Genomic DNA, 18,343 nt, shown 5'->3' with positions numbered 1-18,343 from the left:
TTCCCTGACCTACACTCCAAATTTTTCACTGCTCAGGTCCTGTATCTGCACCCACAGCGATTTGAATTCCGGTGTGTTTTCCGCGGCGTAGTGGAAGTTCTTCATAAGACCTGTGAGCTGGGTGAACACCTGACGCACTTCACCCTTATCTTCGAATTCCGCAGTTGATTGCGTAACATCATAGATCAGCTTGAACGTCATCTTCTGGCGCTCCAGCGGAACGGTTGCATCGACTTTGTCAAAGGCATCCTGCTGTAGGTACACCATGTCCACGAACAGCGCTTTTTGCTGCGTGACGAAGTCCTCGATGGTGACACCTTCTTCGCCGGTCACCTGCATCATCTGGTCGACCTGTTCGCCTTTTTCAATCAGGGCCAGTAGATCGCGCACCTTGCCTGTCCAACCGGGCTCAGCGTTCTTGTCGTACCAATCCGAGAGCTGATCGGTGTATCGCGACCAGCTAAGCATTGGGTCAACCGCAGGATAGAACCGTTTATAAGCCCGTTCCGAGGACAGCCCCAGAAAGCACTTCACGGTAGACAGCGTGGACTGCGTCACAGGCTCGTCAAAATTGCCACCCGCAGGCGAAACCGTACCGATCAGCGTCAGACTACCCAGATCGCCATCATTCGTCTTCATCGCCCCTGCGCGCTCGTACAGGCCCTTGATCGAGCTTTCCAGATAGGCAGGGAAGCCTTCTTCACCGGGGATTTCCTCCAGCTTGCCGGAAGTCTCGCGCATGGCTTGCGCCCAGCGGCTGGTGCTGTCAGCGATCAACAGCACGTCATAGCCCATCTGGCGGTAATACTCGCCCAGGGTGATGCCGGTGAAAATCGATGCCTCACGTGCCGCTACAGGCATGGAAGAGGTGTTACAGATGATGATCGTCCGGTCCATCAGACTGCCGCCCGACATCGGGTCGGTCATCTTGGGGAATTCGTGGATCGTTTCCACCACCTCGCCCGCACGCTCACCGCAGGCCACCACGATCACGATATCCACTTTGGAGTTCCGAGCGATCAGGTTTTGCAGCACGGTTTTGCCCGCACCGAACGGGCCGGGAATACAGGCCGTGCCACCGAGCGCTATGGGGAAGAACGTGTCGATCAGGCGTTGCGAGGTCAGCACGGGTTCCGTCGGGTACAACCGTTCCGACAGGGCGCGTTTCAGGATGGTTTCGGGTAACGGTCGTCGTACCGGCCACTTTTGGCACAGGGTCAGCGTGTGCTCCCCACCCTGCTCGTCTTCAAGACGCGCGACAATCTCATGGATCGAAGCTGCACCTTTCTGTACCCACACAACATTGTAGTCGCCGACCCAGTTGAAAGGCAGCATGATTTTGTGGGTAAACCGGCCTTCGGGAACAGTGCCAATGCTGTCGCCGGCCTTGACCATATCGCCAACTTTGACTGTGGGAGTGAAAGACCATTTTGCCTGATCATCCAGCGGCGCCACATCCGCCCCGCGCGGCAGGAAAGTCCCGAACTCGGCCGCAACCTTGGTCAAAGGCGATTGCAGGCCGTCAAAGACCTGCCCCAAAAGGCCCGGCCCAAGTTCGACCGAAAGCAGTTGTCCTGACTGTTCAACCGGATCACCAACAGCTACGCCGTCCGTGCTTTCGTAGACCTGAACGTCGGCAGTATCGCCGCGCACGCGCAGCACCTCAGCCTTTAGGCGTTCCTGACGCCCGCCCGGGCCCGGACGGGTAGGAAGGATGAACACGACCTCGTTCTTGACCAGTTGTCCCGGAACGCCGGCGGCGTCTTGGTTGGCCTGAATTTTCAAAAGCCCTTCCTGGACAGAGACAACGCGGGCGGTTGCGGTTTGAACCGAAGATGTTTGGGCAGTCATGCGCTTACTCTCTCAAAATCGAAATCTGCGACATTGCTCATGGCTTGCTGGGCCAGCTTCTCAAATCTTGCGGCCGCATTCTGCGCGTTGCTTTGCGCCCAGCGATCGAAAATGTTCCAGATCAAGACATAGATGGCCACGGCCTCAAAATCGAACAGGTGACGGGCGGCGTGTCGTTTCAGTTGCTTATGGCTGACTGACAGCAGCAGTCGTTCCAGACCCAAGGGGTCCTCGGCCTCAAGCAACTGGCGTGCTTCCTTGATCCACGGCATCGCCGTGGACAGACGGAAATCCGGGTCACCCCAATTGGCGGGGATGTGACGGCTCCAACGTCCAAACCCATACGCACCGGACAGCGGATTGCCACCGTGCCCGCGCAGGCGCAGTGCTGCAACAACAGTACGCAGGTCCATCCGTTCAAGGAACAGGCGGCGCAAGGATGGTTGCGGGATTTCGGCCAACGCTTGTTTGCATCTCAATACAGCCTGCGGGTCAGTGACATCCATGTCATATGCGCCCCAATTCAGAGCATGTTCCATAACCTTCAGAACCTTAGCGTCCTCGGGCGTCAGCGCCTTAAGGCGACGATCCAGCCGCAGCCGCGACAGCGGAGGTTGTTTGGCCACGAACAACCGCTCAGAGCCTGGCAGGCTGCTGATCAGGGCGATATAGGCGTCTTGGTCAGACATCTCAGCGGATCACACCTTCCAGCACGGCGCGAAACCGGGGCTGCAGATGCTCCATCAGCAACGAGGCGACCGCCTTGTCTGTTAGATCAAGTACAACGCCCTGATCTTCGGCCCGCACGCGGATACCACCCTGCGCGTCATCCGATGCATGCAGCTCTACCTGTTCACGCAACATGTCGGCTGTCAGGCCGAGGACGTATTTGGTCAGCTTACCGGATTGAATGTCATCGGCGTTCTGCTTGATGTCTTCTTGCGTTGCGACTTTGGCGGGCAGAATAACCTGCACCTTGCCATCCAGATTGACGCCTTCGGATTCGCGGCCGACGACCTCCAAAATCATCTGTTTCAGCAGGCCCGGCTCAGCCATTTCCTTGGTCACCAGACGTTCGACATCTTCGCGAAAGCGGTCGGTCAATCCACCCTTCATGGTCAAAACCGCATCACGCATGGCGGTGTTAAGCGCCTCTTCCCCAGCAGCGCGATATTTGTCGGAATCGATGCGTGCCTTTTTTTGATGGTCGTCCGCCTCGCGTTTGGCATCCGCCAGAATTTTGGCGGCTTCGGCCTTGGCTTCAGTGCGCAGTTTTTCGGCGTCGGCCTGACCAGCAGCCACGCCATCATTGCGCAGCTTATCGATCAAGGCATCCACGCCATGAGAAATCATGCCATCCTGTGCCATCAACTGATCCCCGCACTGATGACAAGGGCAAAGACAAAGGCGAACACGCCAAACCCTTCGATGATCGCTGCCGGGGCAAGCGCCAGGCCAAAGATCTCAGGCTTTTCCTTGGTGGCGTTGATCGCCGCAGCACAGGCCCGACCCTGCCAGATCCCGCAATACATCAATGCGATGCCCGACAGGATACCAATCCCGAACAAGCCGCCCGCGTTTTCAGGCGTCACCTCGCGGTTCAGGGTAAACATGATGACGATGCCATAAATCACCATCGTCGAAGGAAAGGCCGAAACGCCGACAAAGCGGCCATAGCCGCCGTCGGTTTCCGTCATGGCCCCAATACTGGCCATGCCCGCGATCGAGCATCCGACGGCGCTGGCGGCTGCGCCCAGCGCCATTGGCGCGTAGATGCCAAGCCAACCCAATGTCAAAACAAGCTCATTCATTCCTGAACCTCCTTGCGGGCGAACGGTCGAAAGACAATGCCTTCGTCCGGCAGACCCCATTTAAAGAATTCGATGTAATTGAGACGCAAACCGTGGACGACGCCGCTCATCATGGCGAGCGCGAAGTTGAGAATATGGCCGATGATCAGGATCAGCAGGGCGAACAGAACGCCCAACCCCTTGAGCGAATGCATGACAGAAACCGCCAGATCGTTGAACGTGATCGCCAGTGAGGCCGAGGCCAGACCCAACGCAAACAGGCGCATGTAGCTTAGCACATCGCCGAATGCCCCCATGGCCCCGGCAAGGCTTTGCAGCCCTCCGATCAGGCGCCAAATCCAGTCGGTTGGTTTCTTGATTATCCGCTCGCTTGAGAACCAGACGATGGCCAGAACCCCGATCCCCATCAAGGCCGCGCCCGGCACCGGAGAGTTACCCTTCATGTAGCTGAGCCACAGAACGAACCCGCCAATCAGCGCAGCGATCCAGCCCAGATTGGCGATGGCCTTCCGGTGCCCCCATGCCGCCCGTGCGGCAAGCGCATTGGCCAGTACCAAATGCAAAACGCCAACGACAATCGAGACCAACATCATCGCGCCGAAATTGTTCAGGTCGAGCAATTTGAGCTTGGACCAGAACGACCCCTCGGCTGGCGACACGCCGAAATAACTGCCGACGAGGATGCCATACAGGATTGTTGCGCTGGAAATGATCACCCCAAAGCGTCGCCAGGATCGTTCACCCGGTGTTGCATCAAGCCGCTTCCAGAATAGTAAAAGGCCCAACAGGATAATCGCGCCGTATCCCGCGTCGGCTACGATCATTGCGAAGAAGACCGCAAATGAAACGGCGACGATGACACTGGGGTCCCAGCCCTTGTAACCCGGCACTTGATAAAACAGCGCCAAGTCCACGGCAGCACTGCGCTTTTCCGGTTGTTCCAACAAGGTTGGCGGGCTGTCATAGGGGCTGGGTTCTTCGATCAGTACGGCAGCGTCCTTGGCGATTGCCATGTCCAGAACCGCATCTATACGATCCTCGGGCACCCAGCCCTGAAGGGCAAACATCGCCTCTTCGTCGCGAACCTTTTGCGTGGCATGGGCCAGCTCGGCCGCGCTTTCGGCAACCGAAAGGTTCCGGCGCATCAGTGCTAGGTATCGGGTTTGCGCAACGCGTTCAGCCTCAAGCGCTTCGATGGCGATCTCAGCCTCTTCCAGTTGCGCCTCAAGCTCGTGAATGGGCAGCGATCCTGTGTGTGTGCGCGGAACTGGCAGGATATCGTCATCCGGCTCATCCGGGTCGATCAGTACGGCATAGATGAACCTATGGTCCTGCTCGAGTATGGCCCAGGGCATATCCAGGGCCTCCAACGCATCGCGATACTTCAGTGGCAGTTGATAAAACCACAACCGGTTCCCCGCCAAAACATCGTCTGGTGGAAAATCCAGATCGCCCCAAGGGCGCACCTTTGCAATGCGGTTGGCAAGAAAATCCCTATGATCCGTCATGTCACGAGTGCGCTGCATCAAGTCCAGCACATCCCCGACGAACTGGTCCATCCCAAAACCGGGATCGCGCTGGATCTGTCGGCGCGGTTCGGACACGTCATTCAGGAACCGCAGCGCCTTATAGGCATTGCGCGCGCCGCGCTCACTGATCTTTTCCGGCTCAGCGGGTGGCGAAGCCAGCGGCAGGACGTGCATGCAGCCCAGATTCTGCAGCGCCTCAAGGGTCGCAGCCTTCTGGCCTGCTTGCCCGACCAGCGACAGTTTTTTGAGCCTCGCAACACTCACGACACAGCCTCCTGCGCATGTTTGCGTTTCGAGATTTTCGAGCGCACGACGGCCTGCATCTGCTCATCACTCAGATAGATGCGGATTTTCTTGATGTTGGCTTTGGCGCGCGGGATCAGAACCTTTTCGAACAGATTGACACGCTGGGTGATGGTGGCCACAGCCCTATCGAATATCTTCACCCGCTCTTCGGCCACTTTGACCCGTAGACGCGCCTCGATCATATCGTGCAGCAACCGGGCCGCCGCATCGACCCAATGAGGTTTGGCCAGATAGGAATACGGACGCACCGCAACCTCTATCCGGTCCAGCGCAGGCATCTTGACCCCCACGACGTTGACCTCTTTGACTTTGTAGTCTTTCAGCTCGACCAACCCGTCCAGATCAACGCCTTGCTGCGCCAGCATCGGCAGTTTTTCTCCAACCTTTTGCGCCAGTTCCTGCACCTCATCCTGAAGGCGCTGCACATCTTCGCGCGCCTTCGCGCGCTCTGCCATCAATTGCTGACGCTTAAGGTCCAGCGATGGCAGGAACCGCTCATAGCTTTTCAGCTGCGTCTGCTCGCGCGCGAGCGACGATTTATTCAGCTGCAACCGCGCCATCGGCATCCTTTGGAAAATACTTGTCGATCAGGGCCTGCTTCATCAGTAGCTGCCCAGGTGCGAAACACTCGGCCAGAGTTTTCCACCCCAAATCCAGCGCATCTTCCAGCGGGATTGAAACGTTGATGTCCATGAAACGGGTCTTGAACAGGTCGCCAAACTTCAGCAGCTGATGGTCATAATCCGACAGGTCAAAGGCCATCGCCTGTTTCTGCGCGGCGTCTCGGCTTTCGGAATAGAACCGGATCATGGTGTTCATGATCTGCCCGTGATCCTCGCGCGTTGTCTTGCCAATCACGTTCTGCTTGAGGCGCGAGAGACTGCCGAACGGGTCAATCACGCCCGAATGCAGATAGATCTGCCCTTCGGTGATATAGCCCGTGTTATCCGGCACTGGATGGGTCACGTCATTGCCCGGCATCGTTGTCACGGTCAGCACAGTGACCGATCCGCCCTTGGCATAGTCACAGGCTTTTTCGTACCGGCGGGCCAGTTGGGAATAGAGGTCCCCCATGTATCCACGCTGCGAGGGTACGCGTTCCTGGCTGATCCCGACCTCTTTCATCGCATCGGCGTAGGCGGTCATATCGGTCAGCAGGACCAGAACGCGCTTGCCTTCTTCTACCGCGAATTTTTCGGCCACGGCCAGTGCCATATCGGGTACCAGCAGCCGTTCGACCAGCGGATCCATCGCCTGATTGACGAACATCACTGTTCGGGAAAACACGCCCGCATCCTCGAAGGACGTCCTGAAGGTAAAGTAGTCGTCAAAGATCAACCCTAGCCCGCCGAACACCACGATATCCGCGTCCGCCTGAACACCAATTCTGCTGAGGAACGCGTTGAACGGCTCACCCGAGACGGAAAAAATCGGGATTTTCTGACTTTCGACCAGTGTGTTGAACACGTCGATCATCGGCACGTCCGTCCGGATCATCTTGTTGGGCACGGCGCGTTCCGCCGGGTTCACGGTTGGCCCGCCAATATCCACGCGCGGCTCAGACGACAGGTCAGGTCCACCATCAATAGATACACCCGCGCCGTCAAAAACACGGCCCAGTATGTTCTGGGAATATGGCGTCTGCATCGGGTGGCCCAGGAACGTCGCCGTCGCCTCGGTCGAGATGCCCTTGGTGCCGGAAAACACCTGCAGGGTGACAACATCCCGGTCAATAAAAATGGCCTGCGCCAGTGTCTTGTGGCCGTCCACGGTTTCGATTACGGCCAGATCATTGAAACGCACTGCTGCGTCAGTCGATCCGTCCAGAGGCACCCTGACTTTGATCGTGTCTCCGACAATCTCAAGAACACGCGTGTACTTCAAAAGACTTCCGGACATTGCTCATCCTCGGTCGTTAAAGGTGCTATTTAAATCAACGCCCCGAAACAACTTGGCGTTTTTTGCAATCATAAGTTCAGCTTACAACGAATTCATGAATTGGCAAATGAGGATACCTTGGCTGCAAAAAAGGAGACAAAAGTCGCTTCTGGTGACCAAAAATCATTGGTGTTCCAGCGCCCGGGACAGTTCACCACCCCCTGCGCCCAAACAGGGATTGCAGCCGGCTTTGCCCGGCAAATGGGTCGATCTCTGTTGGCGCAGTCAGGCCCGAGACAACGCCGCGCACCATTACCCAGCAGATTGCAGCAAATATCACACCGCCCAGCGCCTGCCCCAACAACACACCTGGAGCGCCAGCCAAATAGGCCCCGGCGACCGCAAAGGGCCACGTGCCCAGCGTATGTCTCCCCCAGTTAACCCACGTGGAATAAATGGGATAGCCAAGGTTGTTGAAGCTTGCATTCGCAACAAAGATCACACCGTTGAAGAACGACGCCAGGGCCAACGGCCCGCAGAACAGATAGATCAGCACCCGCGTCTCGCCTTGGGCCTGAAACAAGTCGGCGATGGGGGCACGCAGGACGAACAGCACCGCCGCCATCAGAACCACATAGACGGCGGTGAATTTTACGCCTGCCAGGAATGCACCCTTCACCCGACCATATTGCCCTGCCCCAAAGTTCTGCCCCACGATCGGGCCTATGGCCCCGGACAGTGCAAACACGACGGAAAAGGCAACAGGCATCAGCCGTCCTATTACGGCCATGCCTGCCACGGCATCGGTGCCAAACTGCGCAACCTCACGGATCACGATGGCGTTGCCGACCGGCGTGGCGACATTGGTCAGAACCGCCGGTATCGCAATCGCCCGCACCGGCTGGAGGTCTTCCCTCAAGTGCCTCAGCGACGGTCGCGCAAATCCACGGTGCACGCGCACGGCGGGCCGGACCGCTGCTATCAGCATACAGATACGCGCAATGACCGAGGCAATCGCCGCTCCATCCAGGCCAAGACCAACAGCAAAGATCAGGATCGGATCCAAAATTGCGTTTGCCAGCCCGCCGTAAATCGTAGCCTGCATGGACCGGCGCGCATCACCGTGCGCACGCAACACAGCCATACCCGTCATTGCCGCAGCCATCACCCACATGGTCGGCAGAATGATACTGACATACCGTGCGGCCAATTGCAGAACCTCACCCTGCGCGCCCAGCAAAGACAGCAGAAACTTGATATTAATCATGACCATGGCAGACACAATCAATCCCATCAAAATACCAAGAAGGGCAACGCTGGTTCCGAATTGCCGGGCTTTTTCGGGCCGCCCGGCCCCCAACTCGCGGGCGACAAGAGCCCCGGCTGCAATGGACAGCCCCACATTGATCGAGTTGGTGAAAAACAAAAGCGTGCCCGCATAGCCGACCGCTGCGGCCAACGCGTCGTTGCCCAGCATCGAGATGAACACCATGTCCACGAAATCCACGGCAAAGATTGCCATAAGACCAATGCTGGTGGTCAGCGACATTCGGGTCACATGCCGCATCAAACTGCCGGTCAAAAAGACAGCCATGCCCTTGGATTGTTGTGTCATTGGCTGGTCCGTCCATTTGCCCTCACCAGCAATCTGCCCGTGATGGGCACCAATCAGCAACCTCAAACTGATCTGCGCGCGCCGGAGTCGCCCAATGTTTATTCAATTTGTGAATTAGGCCGCCTTTGCCCATCAATGATCATAGCCCTATCGGCCAGTTGACTTGCGCGCGGCCGTTTTCATGCCATACTATGCAGAATTGTTATTCTACGCTGATTTTCAGCCCCTTGTTTGTTTGATGAGTAAAAAGGTCAACCTGTTGTCATGCAGCGCGTATCTTTAGACGAAGCCAGCTCTCGTGAATGGGACGTGATAATCGCAGGATCCAGTTTCTCAGCGATGTTCTTCGGTCATGGGCTTCCGCAGGACCTGAATGTGTTGTTCGTCGAAAAGGGCGATGAATACACACATTCGGACCAGATCGAAAACGGCCCCGCGGTTCAAGAAGCTTTTACACAACGAAACTCGTCCGGGCTGAAAAAAAATTGGCTCGCCTACACTCTACTTGGTGGAAACTCGAATTACTGGTGGGGCAATGTACCCAGATTCCATCCAAACGACTTTGCCCTGAACAGCATGTTTGGTGTCGGTATTGACTGGCCTATTAGTTACGATGATCTCGAACCTTATTGGGAACGTGTCGAAGATATCATCGAAGTTGCTGGCGGTCAGTCACAGGATATTCTTCCACGCCGAAAGCCATTTCCCTACCCCGCACATACTCCTTCGCGTGCTGATGCTGCTTTACAGGAATCTTCGCCTCTATGGGTACCTGCATCCAACGCTACGTCAAACGGCGGTTCACGACCAACGTGCTGTGCAAACGGGGTATGTCGGACGTGTCCTATCGACTCCAAATTTACCGTATTGAACAGTTTCGACAAACTCACCCATCCTGGTTCGCACTACCTACTTGGCACCGAAGTGAGGGCGGTAGATATCGAAGGCGGACGCGCACGCGGTATTCGCGTCAAAAGTAACGATGGCAATGAAGTGCGCCTTCGCGCCGACACAGTTGCGCTGGGTACCAATGCAATATTCAACGCAGCCATTTTGAAACGCTCGGACGTTCGCAATGACGCGCTAGGACGGTACCTTCACGAACAAGCGGCAGTGAAAGTCCTAGTGGACACAGCCAAACTAAAGGCTTTTTTTGGCGGCACATCGGAAACCGGACTTGGCTATCATTTTTACCATGACGTAGATCGTAGAACGTCCGCAGCGGTCCTCATCGAAACCATAAACGCACCTGTATCGATCCGAAAAGAACCCGGCAAATGGGCAAACCGTATTAACCTGCGCCTAGCAGTTGAAGATCTTCCCATCGCCGAAAACCGCGTCATTTTGGAAGATGATGAACCAGTCATCGAATGGACTGGATATTCCGACTATGCCAAACGCGGTATAGAGCGAGTAAAGACTGGTCTGCCCGACATAATTCCGGACACAATCGAACATCTGTGGTTTTCAGACATTCTGCCATCTGACGCTCATATCCAGGGCACGCACCGGATGGGCGTTTCCGCCGAAGACTCAGTCGTTGACGACAGGCTGCGCCTACATTCCGCAGCCAACGTCTTTGTACTTGGCTCGGGTGCATTCCCCACCTGTTCGCCCGCCAACCCGTCGCTGACAATCTCGGCGCTGGCGCTTCGCGCATCGGAGGCGGTTACATGAAGTTTTCCCGTCGCAAGGTAATCGCGTTAGGTGCAGGGGTCGTCGGCCTTGGCCTGGCATATCGGGGGATCAAAGGGCATGGCATCGCAGCGCATGCGCTGGAGGTGATCCGCGACGTCTACGGCCCCGAGATCGCCGATGATCCGGTAGCACATGAATTTGCACAGGCGTACGAGGATTTCGTCCTTGAGAAAGGTACGCAGGGTCAGGTGTTGGATATGGTTTACTGGACCGGTCTTCAGGACGTTCCTTTTGTAGACGAAAAGCTCGGACGGATAAAAGACAGCGTCGTGGACAAGTTTGCGACCTCAACGAATGTGATCCTTGCAACCGAACTCGGCAAGCCACTTGAATTCGTTGCCTTGTTCGATCCTTTTCTCAACTCTTGCCAGAACCAGCTGGGCGCGCAGGGGTACACCCTGGCGTGATCGAACCACAGTTTCCGGTGCGGTATGCGACGGTTCGGGCCTGCAAGCATAAACCACAAAACCGGCGTGGATACTTCTGTTTCGCTACAACTTTCGGGGCGACCTTACCCGTATTCGAGCTGTATTTGAGTTGGTTATCCAAGCACCCCCACCCGAAAGAGGCACCGGCCTGCGCTGGATGCAGGTCCCATGGTAGAAAAATCAGTACAAAAGTTCGTCCAATACATTATAAGAAATGAATATACTGAATTTACGATATTCGATTTGCGCGACGACCTGGGGAGGTTTCAATGCTTCGACTTACAACCTGTTTGATCTCTTTGCTGACATTACCATCACTTGTATGGGCAGACGCGGTCCCCAGCAAAGAGGCTGCCGAGGGCACCTTTGCCGACCGCCCATATTCGCCTTACGCCAACCGATCATTTCCTGAACGGCCACTCTGGGGTGACACACACCTGCACACCGGTTTGTCGCTGGATGCGGGCGCATTCGGAAACACCTTGCTTCCTGATGAGGCATGGCGGTTCGCAAAGGGGGAACAAGTTATTTCGTCAACCGGTCAGGCCGTCAGGCTGGCGCGGCCCCTGGATTGGATGGTGCTGACGGATCATACTGATTTGATGGGTTTCGCCCCGGACCTGCAGGCCGGTAAACCTGGCGTTATTGGTGACCCAAAAGGCTTGGAGTGGTACGAGGGATACAAAGCAGGCGGTGAAGAAGCCGGGAAAGCGGCCTTCGACATTATTACAAATTTCTCTCAAATGACCCTGCCGGAAATCCTACTTGAGTCATACAGCCCAGGCGCGGACGCATTCGCATTTACATGGGAAAACATCGTTATGGCAGCGGAACGGCACAACGACCCCGGCAATTTCACCGCCTTTATTGGGTTTGAATGGACGTCCGTTCCCAAGGGGTTCAACCTGCACCGCAATGTCATGCTACGTGACGGACCAATTCGGGCACTGCAAATGGTGCCACCCGTGACTCAGCCTCCTTACGGCGACACCGACCCCAAGGCGCTTTATGCGTGGCTTGAAGAATATCAGGGTAAAACCGGCGGTCGCGCGGTTGCTTTTGCACATAACGGCAACCTGTCAAATGGCTGGATGTTCCCCACTGAGGATACTTATCACGGCGGCAAGGTAGACGAAGAATACGTGCAGAACCGCGCCAAGTGGGAGCCGCATTATGAGGTCACCCAAATCAAAGGCGACGGAGAAGCACACCCCTTCCTAAGCCCGGAAGACGAATTTGCGGACTATGAAAACTGGGACGTCGGCAACCTCGACATTACCGAGCTGAAAACAGAGGACATGCTGGCCGGTGAATATGCCAGAGAAGCCTTGAAACGTGGCCTGATGCTGGAAGAAAAATTCGGGGTGAACCCTTATAAGTTCGGAATGGGTGGGGCAACAGACAGCCACACATCGCTGGCAACAGCTGAAGAGGACAACTTTTTCGGAAAGTCCGTCAGCGTTGAACCGTCGGCCACAAGAATCCAGCACCCCTTCATCGCCAATGATCTTGGCGAAATCCCCGGCGACCTTCTTGTCGCATCTGGTTACACTGCCGTCTGGGCCACCGAGAACACGCGTTCCGCGATCTTTGATGCTTTCAAACGGCGTGAAACCTATGCCACGACTGGTCCTCGGATCGGTCTGCGGTTCTTTGGTGGATGGGAATTTGACGAAGCAGATCTTGAGACCCGGTTCCTTGCGGACGTTGGCTACACCAAAGGCGTTCCGATGGGCTCGGACTTACGCCCTAACGAAGGTGATGGAGCGCCTTCATTCCTGATTGCAGCGCTACGCGATCCGGTTGGGGCCAATCTGGACCGGGTACAGGTCGTAAAAGGGTGGCTCGATGGCGAAGGAGAGTTGCACGAGAAAGTCTACGACGTTGCATGGTCGGATGACCGGGCTGCTGATGAAAACGGCAAAGTCCCGGCTGTCGGCAACACCGTCGATATCGAAACCGCCAGCTGGAGTAACACGATTGGAACCGCCGAGCTTGTGTCGGTTTGGGCCGATCCAGACTTTGATCCAAATGCGCGGGCCTTCTACTATGTCCGGGCGCTTGAAATCCCCACACCCCGTTGGGTCCTGTACGACAAGGTCCGGTTCGGTATTGAATTGCCGGAAGAGGCGCAGCTGATCCATCAAGAGCGCGCGTATTCGTCGCCAATCTGGTACACACCTAGCGAATAACCGAACAAGACACTAATGACATTGCCGGGCGGTCAACCCCGCCCGGCAATATTGCGACACGACATTGAGAACCCGAATGCAAATTCTAAAACAGCCGTTATTCCACTTCATTTTGATCGGGGTTGCCATTTTCGCTTGGTTTGCATGGGTTTCCCCGCAACAGGACGTCGCTGAAGAAGCCGACACGATCACAATCGACGGTAATGATGTCGCCCTCCTGAAAACACGTTTCCAAAACAGCTGGAACCGCCCACCGACGGAAGATGAGTTACAGGCCCTGATAGACGGGGCGATCCGCGAAGAAGTTCTTGTGCGCGAAGCACGCAAGCTGGGCCTGGATCAAGGTGATCAGGTCATCCGTGCACGCCTGGCGCAGAAGATGGATTTTCTGACTGACGCAATCGCAGCTTCGATCGAACCCGAGCCCGAAGTGTTGCAGACCTTTCTGAACGAAAACCCGGAACGGTTTACCAAACCGGCACAGATTGCTTTTGATCAGATCTACCTGAACGAGAACGCTGAGCTGGATGCCATCGAAAGCACGATCGAGGCCGCAAACACTCAGCAGGACTGGAGCAGCATCGGATCGACAACTTTGCTTCCAAAGTCGATGCCTCTGACAGTAGTGCGCATGGTGGACGCAAACTTTGGCACTGGCTTTTCGGCGGCTCTGAATTCGTTGGAGCCAGGCAACTGGTCCGGCCCAGTCCGATCCGCATATGGCATCCACGTCGTTCGCGTTACAGACAAACAAGACCCCATATTGCCAAAGCTGGAAGATATCCGCGATACCGTTTTACTGGAATGGCGCCGCGAAGCCGGGTCGGACCTGGCGCAGGCGCAATATGAAAGCCTGGCGTCGAATTACCAAGTCGAAACACCCGACATGGACAAGGCAGTCGAATGAAGCGGCTCTTTTGCCTGTTATTCTCGGGCTGGCTGATGTTCGCTGCACAAGCGGGACATGCACATGCACTTGACCCCGGTTATTTGGACCTGCGGCAATTGGCGAGCAACACCTGGCAAGTGCTATGGCGCAAGCCTGATGTGAATGGCCGCCCCATGGGTATCGATGCCATATTGCCCGCTCACTGTGCCCAAAACCGAGCACCCGAGCCACGGTCCGACGGAACAGCTTGGATCGCGACCTGGGTTCTTGAATGCGAGGACGATATCGCCGGTCACACCATCACCATTGAAGGGCTGGAGCAACAACGAAACGACGTTCTGCTGCGCATCCAACCCATCTCGTCAGAACCATCCACATTGCGGTTCACACCCGAGACACCTGCATTGATCATTCCAGAACAGCCAACGACCTGGTCGGTTCTGAGCAGTTACTTCCGCCTTGGGTTCGAACATATTCTGGAAGGTTGGGATCACCTTCTGTTTGTTTTTGCCTTGTTTGTGCTGGTGCGCGATCCATGGCGGTTGGTCGGGGCGGTGACCGCCTTTACCGTCGCGCATTCCATTACGCTGGCGCTTGCCACTCTGGGCGTGCTGAACGTGCCCGGCCCTCCGGTCGAAGCCGTGATCGCCTTGTCAATCGTGTTCCTCGCTCTGGAAATCCTCAACCGAAAAGATGGTGAGCTGCGCCTGTCCGAACAATATCCCTGGATCGTCTGCTTTTGCTTCGGGCTGTTGCACGGGCTGGGATTTGCCGGCGCGCTGGCCGATATTGGAGTTCCAACTGAGGATATCTTCGCCGCACTGCTGGCCTTCAACATCGGGGTCGAGGCCGGGCAACTTTTGTTTATTGCCGGACTGTCGGCCCTGATCTTGGTGTGGCGCCTTACGCTGCCCACAATTTCCCAAAGGGCTGGCGTAGTCGCCGTACCCGTCACAGGATATGCCATCGGCTGCGTGTCGATGTACTGGTTGGTTGAACGCGTCAGCGGGTTTTAGATTGGAGCGACCGCTACTTCGCGGCCTCTTGCTGCTGCAGTAAACGCGCCTGAACCCGGTCCGTTTCCACCTGAGCCCAGCCTTCGTTGGTTAGTTTCTGGTGCTTGCGTGCCTCGAACAATACCTGCTGGGCACCCTCGGGATCACCGGCTTTCAAAATCAGCTCGGCGATTAAAGTCAAAAGGAACGGTTTGTAGTTCCCCGCACCGCTGTCCCACCAGGCCTCGGCCGCCTGACGTACCGCGCTGATGTTGTTAAAGGTCGGCACATCATAAGCAGTCGCCCAACTGCGCCACAGATTGGCAGTAACAGTCATGAAGGTAAACGAGTGCCTCTCGGACACCTCTTCAAGCTGTTGAGCGGCTTTCAAAACATGATCCGGTTCACGACGCAAAGTATGCAACATGCAAAGATAGGTCAGCGCCTGGGCGATACTGTGGGCATGCTTTAGGTCCTTGGCGGCATCGACGGCCCTTCGCTGGATATCAACGGCTCGGTCAGGATCGCCTTTCAACCACAGCGCCATGCTTAAAAAACACGACGTTATCGCTGCGTGGTCGGATCCGTAGACATAAGCAAGCCGTCCATGCAGATCGGGTTGATAGAGGTCCAGCGCCAACTGTAGATGTTCATGCGCCGCGTCCAGATCACCGATATGCAGCAAAACCGCCCCCATCGCGCGATGGGCAATCATGACATGATGCGCCTCGTCAGACTGACCTGCCAGATCGAGGATTTGCCGCGCCGCGTCCTTCGCCAAATCGTATTCGGCCCGCACCAAATGGAACGAATAAAGGCCATTGAGAACAGGAAACAGGTTCTCGGTCTCGTCCAAGCGGTTGCACAGCTTTCGAATTCGGGCATAGACAGCGCCCGTTTCATCGGCGGCAATGCCAGCCGTCGAACGGGTCACGCCCGCGCGAAGCACTTGTATCTCGACCTCTTTGCGGTCGCGTTCAACGGTGCTTTCCAATTCGTGCAACTGCTGTATCGCATGTCCCAGCTGGGTCACCGCTTCGACATTCGCAGAACGCTCGGCTGCGCGTTGGCCTGCAAGGTGCCACTGTTCGATGGCCTCGCGGGGCATTTTCGCCATGGTGTAGTGGTGCGCCAGAACTTCGGGGCCTGCATCTGCGTGACTATGCGTTCCGTGATGCAAGGCCTCTGCTACGCGCGCATGCAACCCGCGGCGTTCGCTTTTCAGGAGGCTGTTATAAGCCGTGTCACGAATAAGAGCGTGACGGTAGGCAAATGTCTCTTCTGCCTTTTTCTGCGTCACGGTGACAATGCCCGCGTCGACCAGCAGATCCAGACCCGCGCGCAACGCCTTATCCCCAAACCCGGACACGCCGGAAATCAATTGATAGGTGAAATGCGGGCCGATCACAGAACCGATTTGTGCGACTTCCTTCGCCGAACTCAAACGGTCCAATCGCGCCATCAACGCATCCTGTAACGTGCTGGGGACCAAAGGTGCAGGACCGGGCGCGCCATCTAATCCAAGTGCATCTGCCCGATCGGCCAATTGACCGGATTCCAGCAAATCTTTTGTCACCTCTTCAACATAGAGGGGAATACCGTTCGTCCGCCCCGCGATCACGCCGAACATTTCGGGCGAGATCGGCTTATCCCCAGCCACCTGATGAACAATCTCGCGGACCTGCGCGAAATCCAACTGCCGGAGAGGGACATGAGTGACGTTGGGCTTGGCGGCCCAATCCGGATCAAAAGCCGTCCGGTAGGTCATGACGATCAGAACCGGTACTTCCTGAATTCTGTCCACGATCCGGTCAAGCAAGGTTTTCGTCGTCGGATCAATCCAATGCGCGTCTTCAATGAGGCACAGTATGGGCTTTCGCGCGGCCCGTGCAATAAGCTGACCGGCTAACATGTCCAGGGTCTGATCCATGACTTGCTGTGGCGTCAGATCCAGCGAACCAAGTTGGTCTTCGAATGGAACAGACAAAAGTGCCGCTGCCAGCTTCACGCTGTGGTCAGGCGGATTTTCCAGATGTTTGGCGATTTTCCTGAGCCGGACGCTCCCTGTATCATCAGCACGCAGGTCCGCAGCGTTTTCAATCTGACGGATCACAGGATAAAGCGCACTTGTCTCATGATATGGTGAGCACTGAAACCGCACTTGCAACGCTTCTGCCTTGGCAACGCCCAACCGCAGTTCTTCGATTAAGCGGGATTTACCGATACCTGCTTCGCCGGATACCAATGCGACCTGCCCCTGGCCTGCCCGGGCCAGCGCCAATTTGCTGCGCAGAATGTCAAACTCCGGGTCGCGTCCAATCAACGGGCGCAACGCGGTACTGTCCGTCGTCATGAACCGGCTGATCGTCTCTCGTGTTCCGGTGACCTGCCAGGCCTCAACCTCTTTCGCGAAGCCTTTGAGTTTGAACGCACCGCGCAAAACATACTCGAACGCGTCGCCTGCCAGTTGGTGCGTGGTCGGAGCGACGATCAGAGTGCCCGGATCGGCCATAGCCTGAAGGCGCGCTGCCAGGTTTGGCGTTTCGCCCATGGCGGTGCCGTCTTCGAACATGTTTTCACCGCGCAGGTCGCCGACAACGACCAACCCCGTCGCGATCCCTATCCGCACTTCGAGCTTTGCGTGGGTGCGAACTTCCGGCATTTCCTGAATGATCCTCAGCCCCGCACGTATCGCGCGTTCGGGGTCATCCTCATGCGCATGCGGAAAGCCGAAAAAGACCATAATGCCATCGCCATAATAACTTGCGATATGGCCGTCATACGCAGCCACAGCCGCCGCGCAGGTTTCCTTGAACAGGCGCAGAACCTCGGCCAGATCCTCGGGGTCCAAGCGCTGCGCGATCTCGGTGGACCCGACGAGGTCGATGAACATGACAGTCAACTGCCGCCGTTCGGCAACGATTGTCGGGCTGAGGGTCGAATGTAGTGACGGAACGCCGGCCCCGGATTGTTCGCGCAAGGCTTTTGCAAACCGTCGCCTTGGCCCAAGCGGCAGTCCAATTGCGACAAGATCGTCTTCTGTCAGCTCAGGCAGATCACCCACCACTATTTCATGACGGGCGAAGGCCTCGGCGTATTTTGACAGGCCGTTTTTTTCCAGCCAGATCTCGATTTCAGACATGCAATCGTT

14 protein-coding genes are annotated in these 18,343 nt (G+C 56.4%); 5 read left to right on the top strand and 9 right to left on the bottom strand.

Annotated elements, in window-relative coordinates:
• Positions 1-9: 9 nt before the first annotated feature.
• The 8 genes from AC2FID_RS00855 to AC2FID_RS00820 form a co-directional block, all read right to left on the bottom strand.
• On the bottom strand, positions 10-1,851 hold the full coding sequence (locus tag AC2FID_RS00855; protein WP_496834975.1) for a V-type ATP synthase subunit A: 1,842 nt from the start codon (positions 1,849-1,851) through the stop codon (positions 10-12).
• On the bottom strand, positions 1,848-2,540 hold the full coding sequence (locus AC2FID_RS00850) for a hypothetical protein (RefSeq protein WP_496753543.1): 693 nt from the start codon (positions 2,538-2,540) through the stop codon (positions 1,848-1,850). The genes AC2FID_RS00855 and AC2FID_RS00850 overlap by 4 nt, the downstream gene beginning before the upstream one ends.
• 1 nt (position 2,541) lies before the next feature.
• Positions 2,542-3,219 carry a hypothetical protein gene (locus AC2FID_RS00845; RefSeq protein WP_496753542.1) on the bottom strand — a complete coding sequence of 226 codons (678 nt, stop codon included), beginning with the start codon at positions 3,217-3,219 and terminating at the stop codon, positions 2,542-2,544.
• Entirely contained in the window at positions 3,219-3,662 is a 444-nt protein-coding gene (locus AC2FID_RS00840; RefSeq protein WP_108858997.1) for an ATP synthase subunit C, read from the bottom strand. The genes AC2FID_RS00845 and AC2FID_RS00840 overlap by 1 nt, the downstream gene beginning before the upstream one ends.
• A complete protein-coding gene (locus AC2FID_RS00835) occupies positions 3,659-5,455 on the bottom strand; it encodes a V-type ATP synthase subunit I (RefSeq protein WP_496834972.1) in 1,797 nt (598 codons plus the stop codon). Before AC2FID_RS00835 ends, AC2FID_RS00840 begins: the two co-directional genes overlap by 4 nt.
• Positions 5,452-6,057: a V-type ATP synthase subunit D gene (locus AC2FID_RS00830; RefSeq protein WP_282168616.1), complete on the bottom strand. Its 606-nt coding sequence runs from the start codon at positions 6,055-6,057 to the stop codon at positions 5,452-5,454. Before AC2FID_RS00830 ends, AC2FID_RS00835 begins: the two co-directional genes overlap by 4 nt.
• A complete protein-coding gene (locus AC2FID_RS00825; RefSeq protein ID WP_109311955.1) occupies positions 6,035-7,396 on the bottom strand; it encodes a V-type ATP synthase subunit B in 1,362 nt (453 codons plus the stop codon). Before AC2FID_RS00825 ends, AC2FID_RS00830 begins: the two co-directional genes overlap by 23 nt.
• A 190-nt stretch (positions 7,397-7,586) precedes the next feature.
• A complete protein-coding gene (locus AC2FID_RS00820; protein ID WP_496834970.1) occupies positions 7,587-8,990 on the bottom strand; it encodes an MATE family efflux transporter in 1,404 nt (467 codons plus the stop codon).
• A 264-nt stretch (positions 8,991-9,254) separates the two neighbouring features.
• Between AC2FID_RS00820 and AC2FID_RS00815 the strand changes: the two genes are divergently transcribed.
• From AC2FID_RS00815 to AC2FID_RS00795, 5 genes are all read left to right on the top strand, one after another.
• A complete protein-coding gene (locus AC2FID_RS00815; protein WP_282168618.1) occupies positions 9,255-10,667 on the top strand; it encodes a GMC oxidoreductase in 1,413 nt (470 codons plus the stop codon).
• On the top strand, positions 10,664-11,095 hold the full coding sequence (locus AC2FID_RS00810; protein ID WP_496834892.1) for a hypothetical protein: 432 nt from the start codon (positions 10,664-10,666) through the stop codon (positions 11,093-11,095). The genes AC2FID_RS00815 and AC2FID_RS00810 overlap by 4 nt, the downstream gene beginning before the upstream one ends.
• Positions 11,096-11,385: 290 nt before the next feature.
• Entirely contained in the window at positions 11,386-13,308 is a 1,923-nt protein-coding gene (locus tag AC2FID_RS00805; RefSeq protein ID WP_109311954.1) for a DUF3604 domain-containing protein, read from the top strand.
• A gap of 76 nt (positions 13,309-13,384) precedes the next feature.
• A complete protein-coding gene (locus AC2FID_RS00800; RefSeq protein WP_496834968.1) occupies positions 13,385-14,215 on the top strand; it encodes a peptidyl-prolyl cis-trans isomerase in 831 nt (276 codons plus the stop codon).
• On the top strand, positions 14,212-15,213 hold the full coding sequence (locus tag AC2FID_RS00795; protein ID WP_496834966.1) for a HupE/UreJ family protein: 1,002 nt from the start codon (positions 14,212-14,214) through the stop codon (positions 15,211-15,213). The genes AC2FID_RS00800 and AC2FID_RS00795 overlap by 4 nt, the downstream gene beginning before the upstream one ends.
• Before the next feature lie 13 nt (positions 15,214-15,226).
• Here the strand turns inward: AC2FID_RS00795 and AC2FID_RS00790 are convergent, their stop codons facing one another.
• Complete coding sequence (locus AC2FID_RS00790) at positions 15,227-18,334, bottom strand: ATP-binding protein (protein WP_496834964.1); 3,108 nt, start codon at positions 18,332-18,334, stop codon at positions 15,227-15,229.
• Between the last annotated feature and the right edge of the window lie 9 nt (positions 18,335-18,343).

Source organism: Ruegeria sp. CDSC068 (assembly GCF_059610545.1).
The sequence above is the reverse complement of the archived record's forward strand: the minus strand, read 5'-3'. Positions and strand labels throughout refer to the sequence as shown.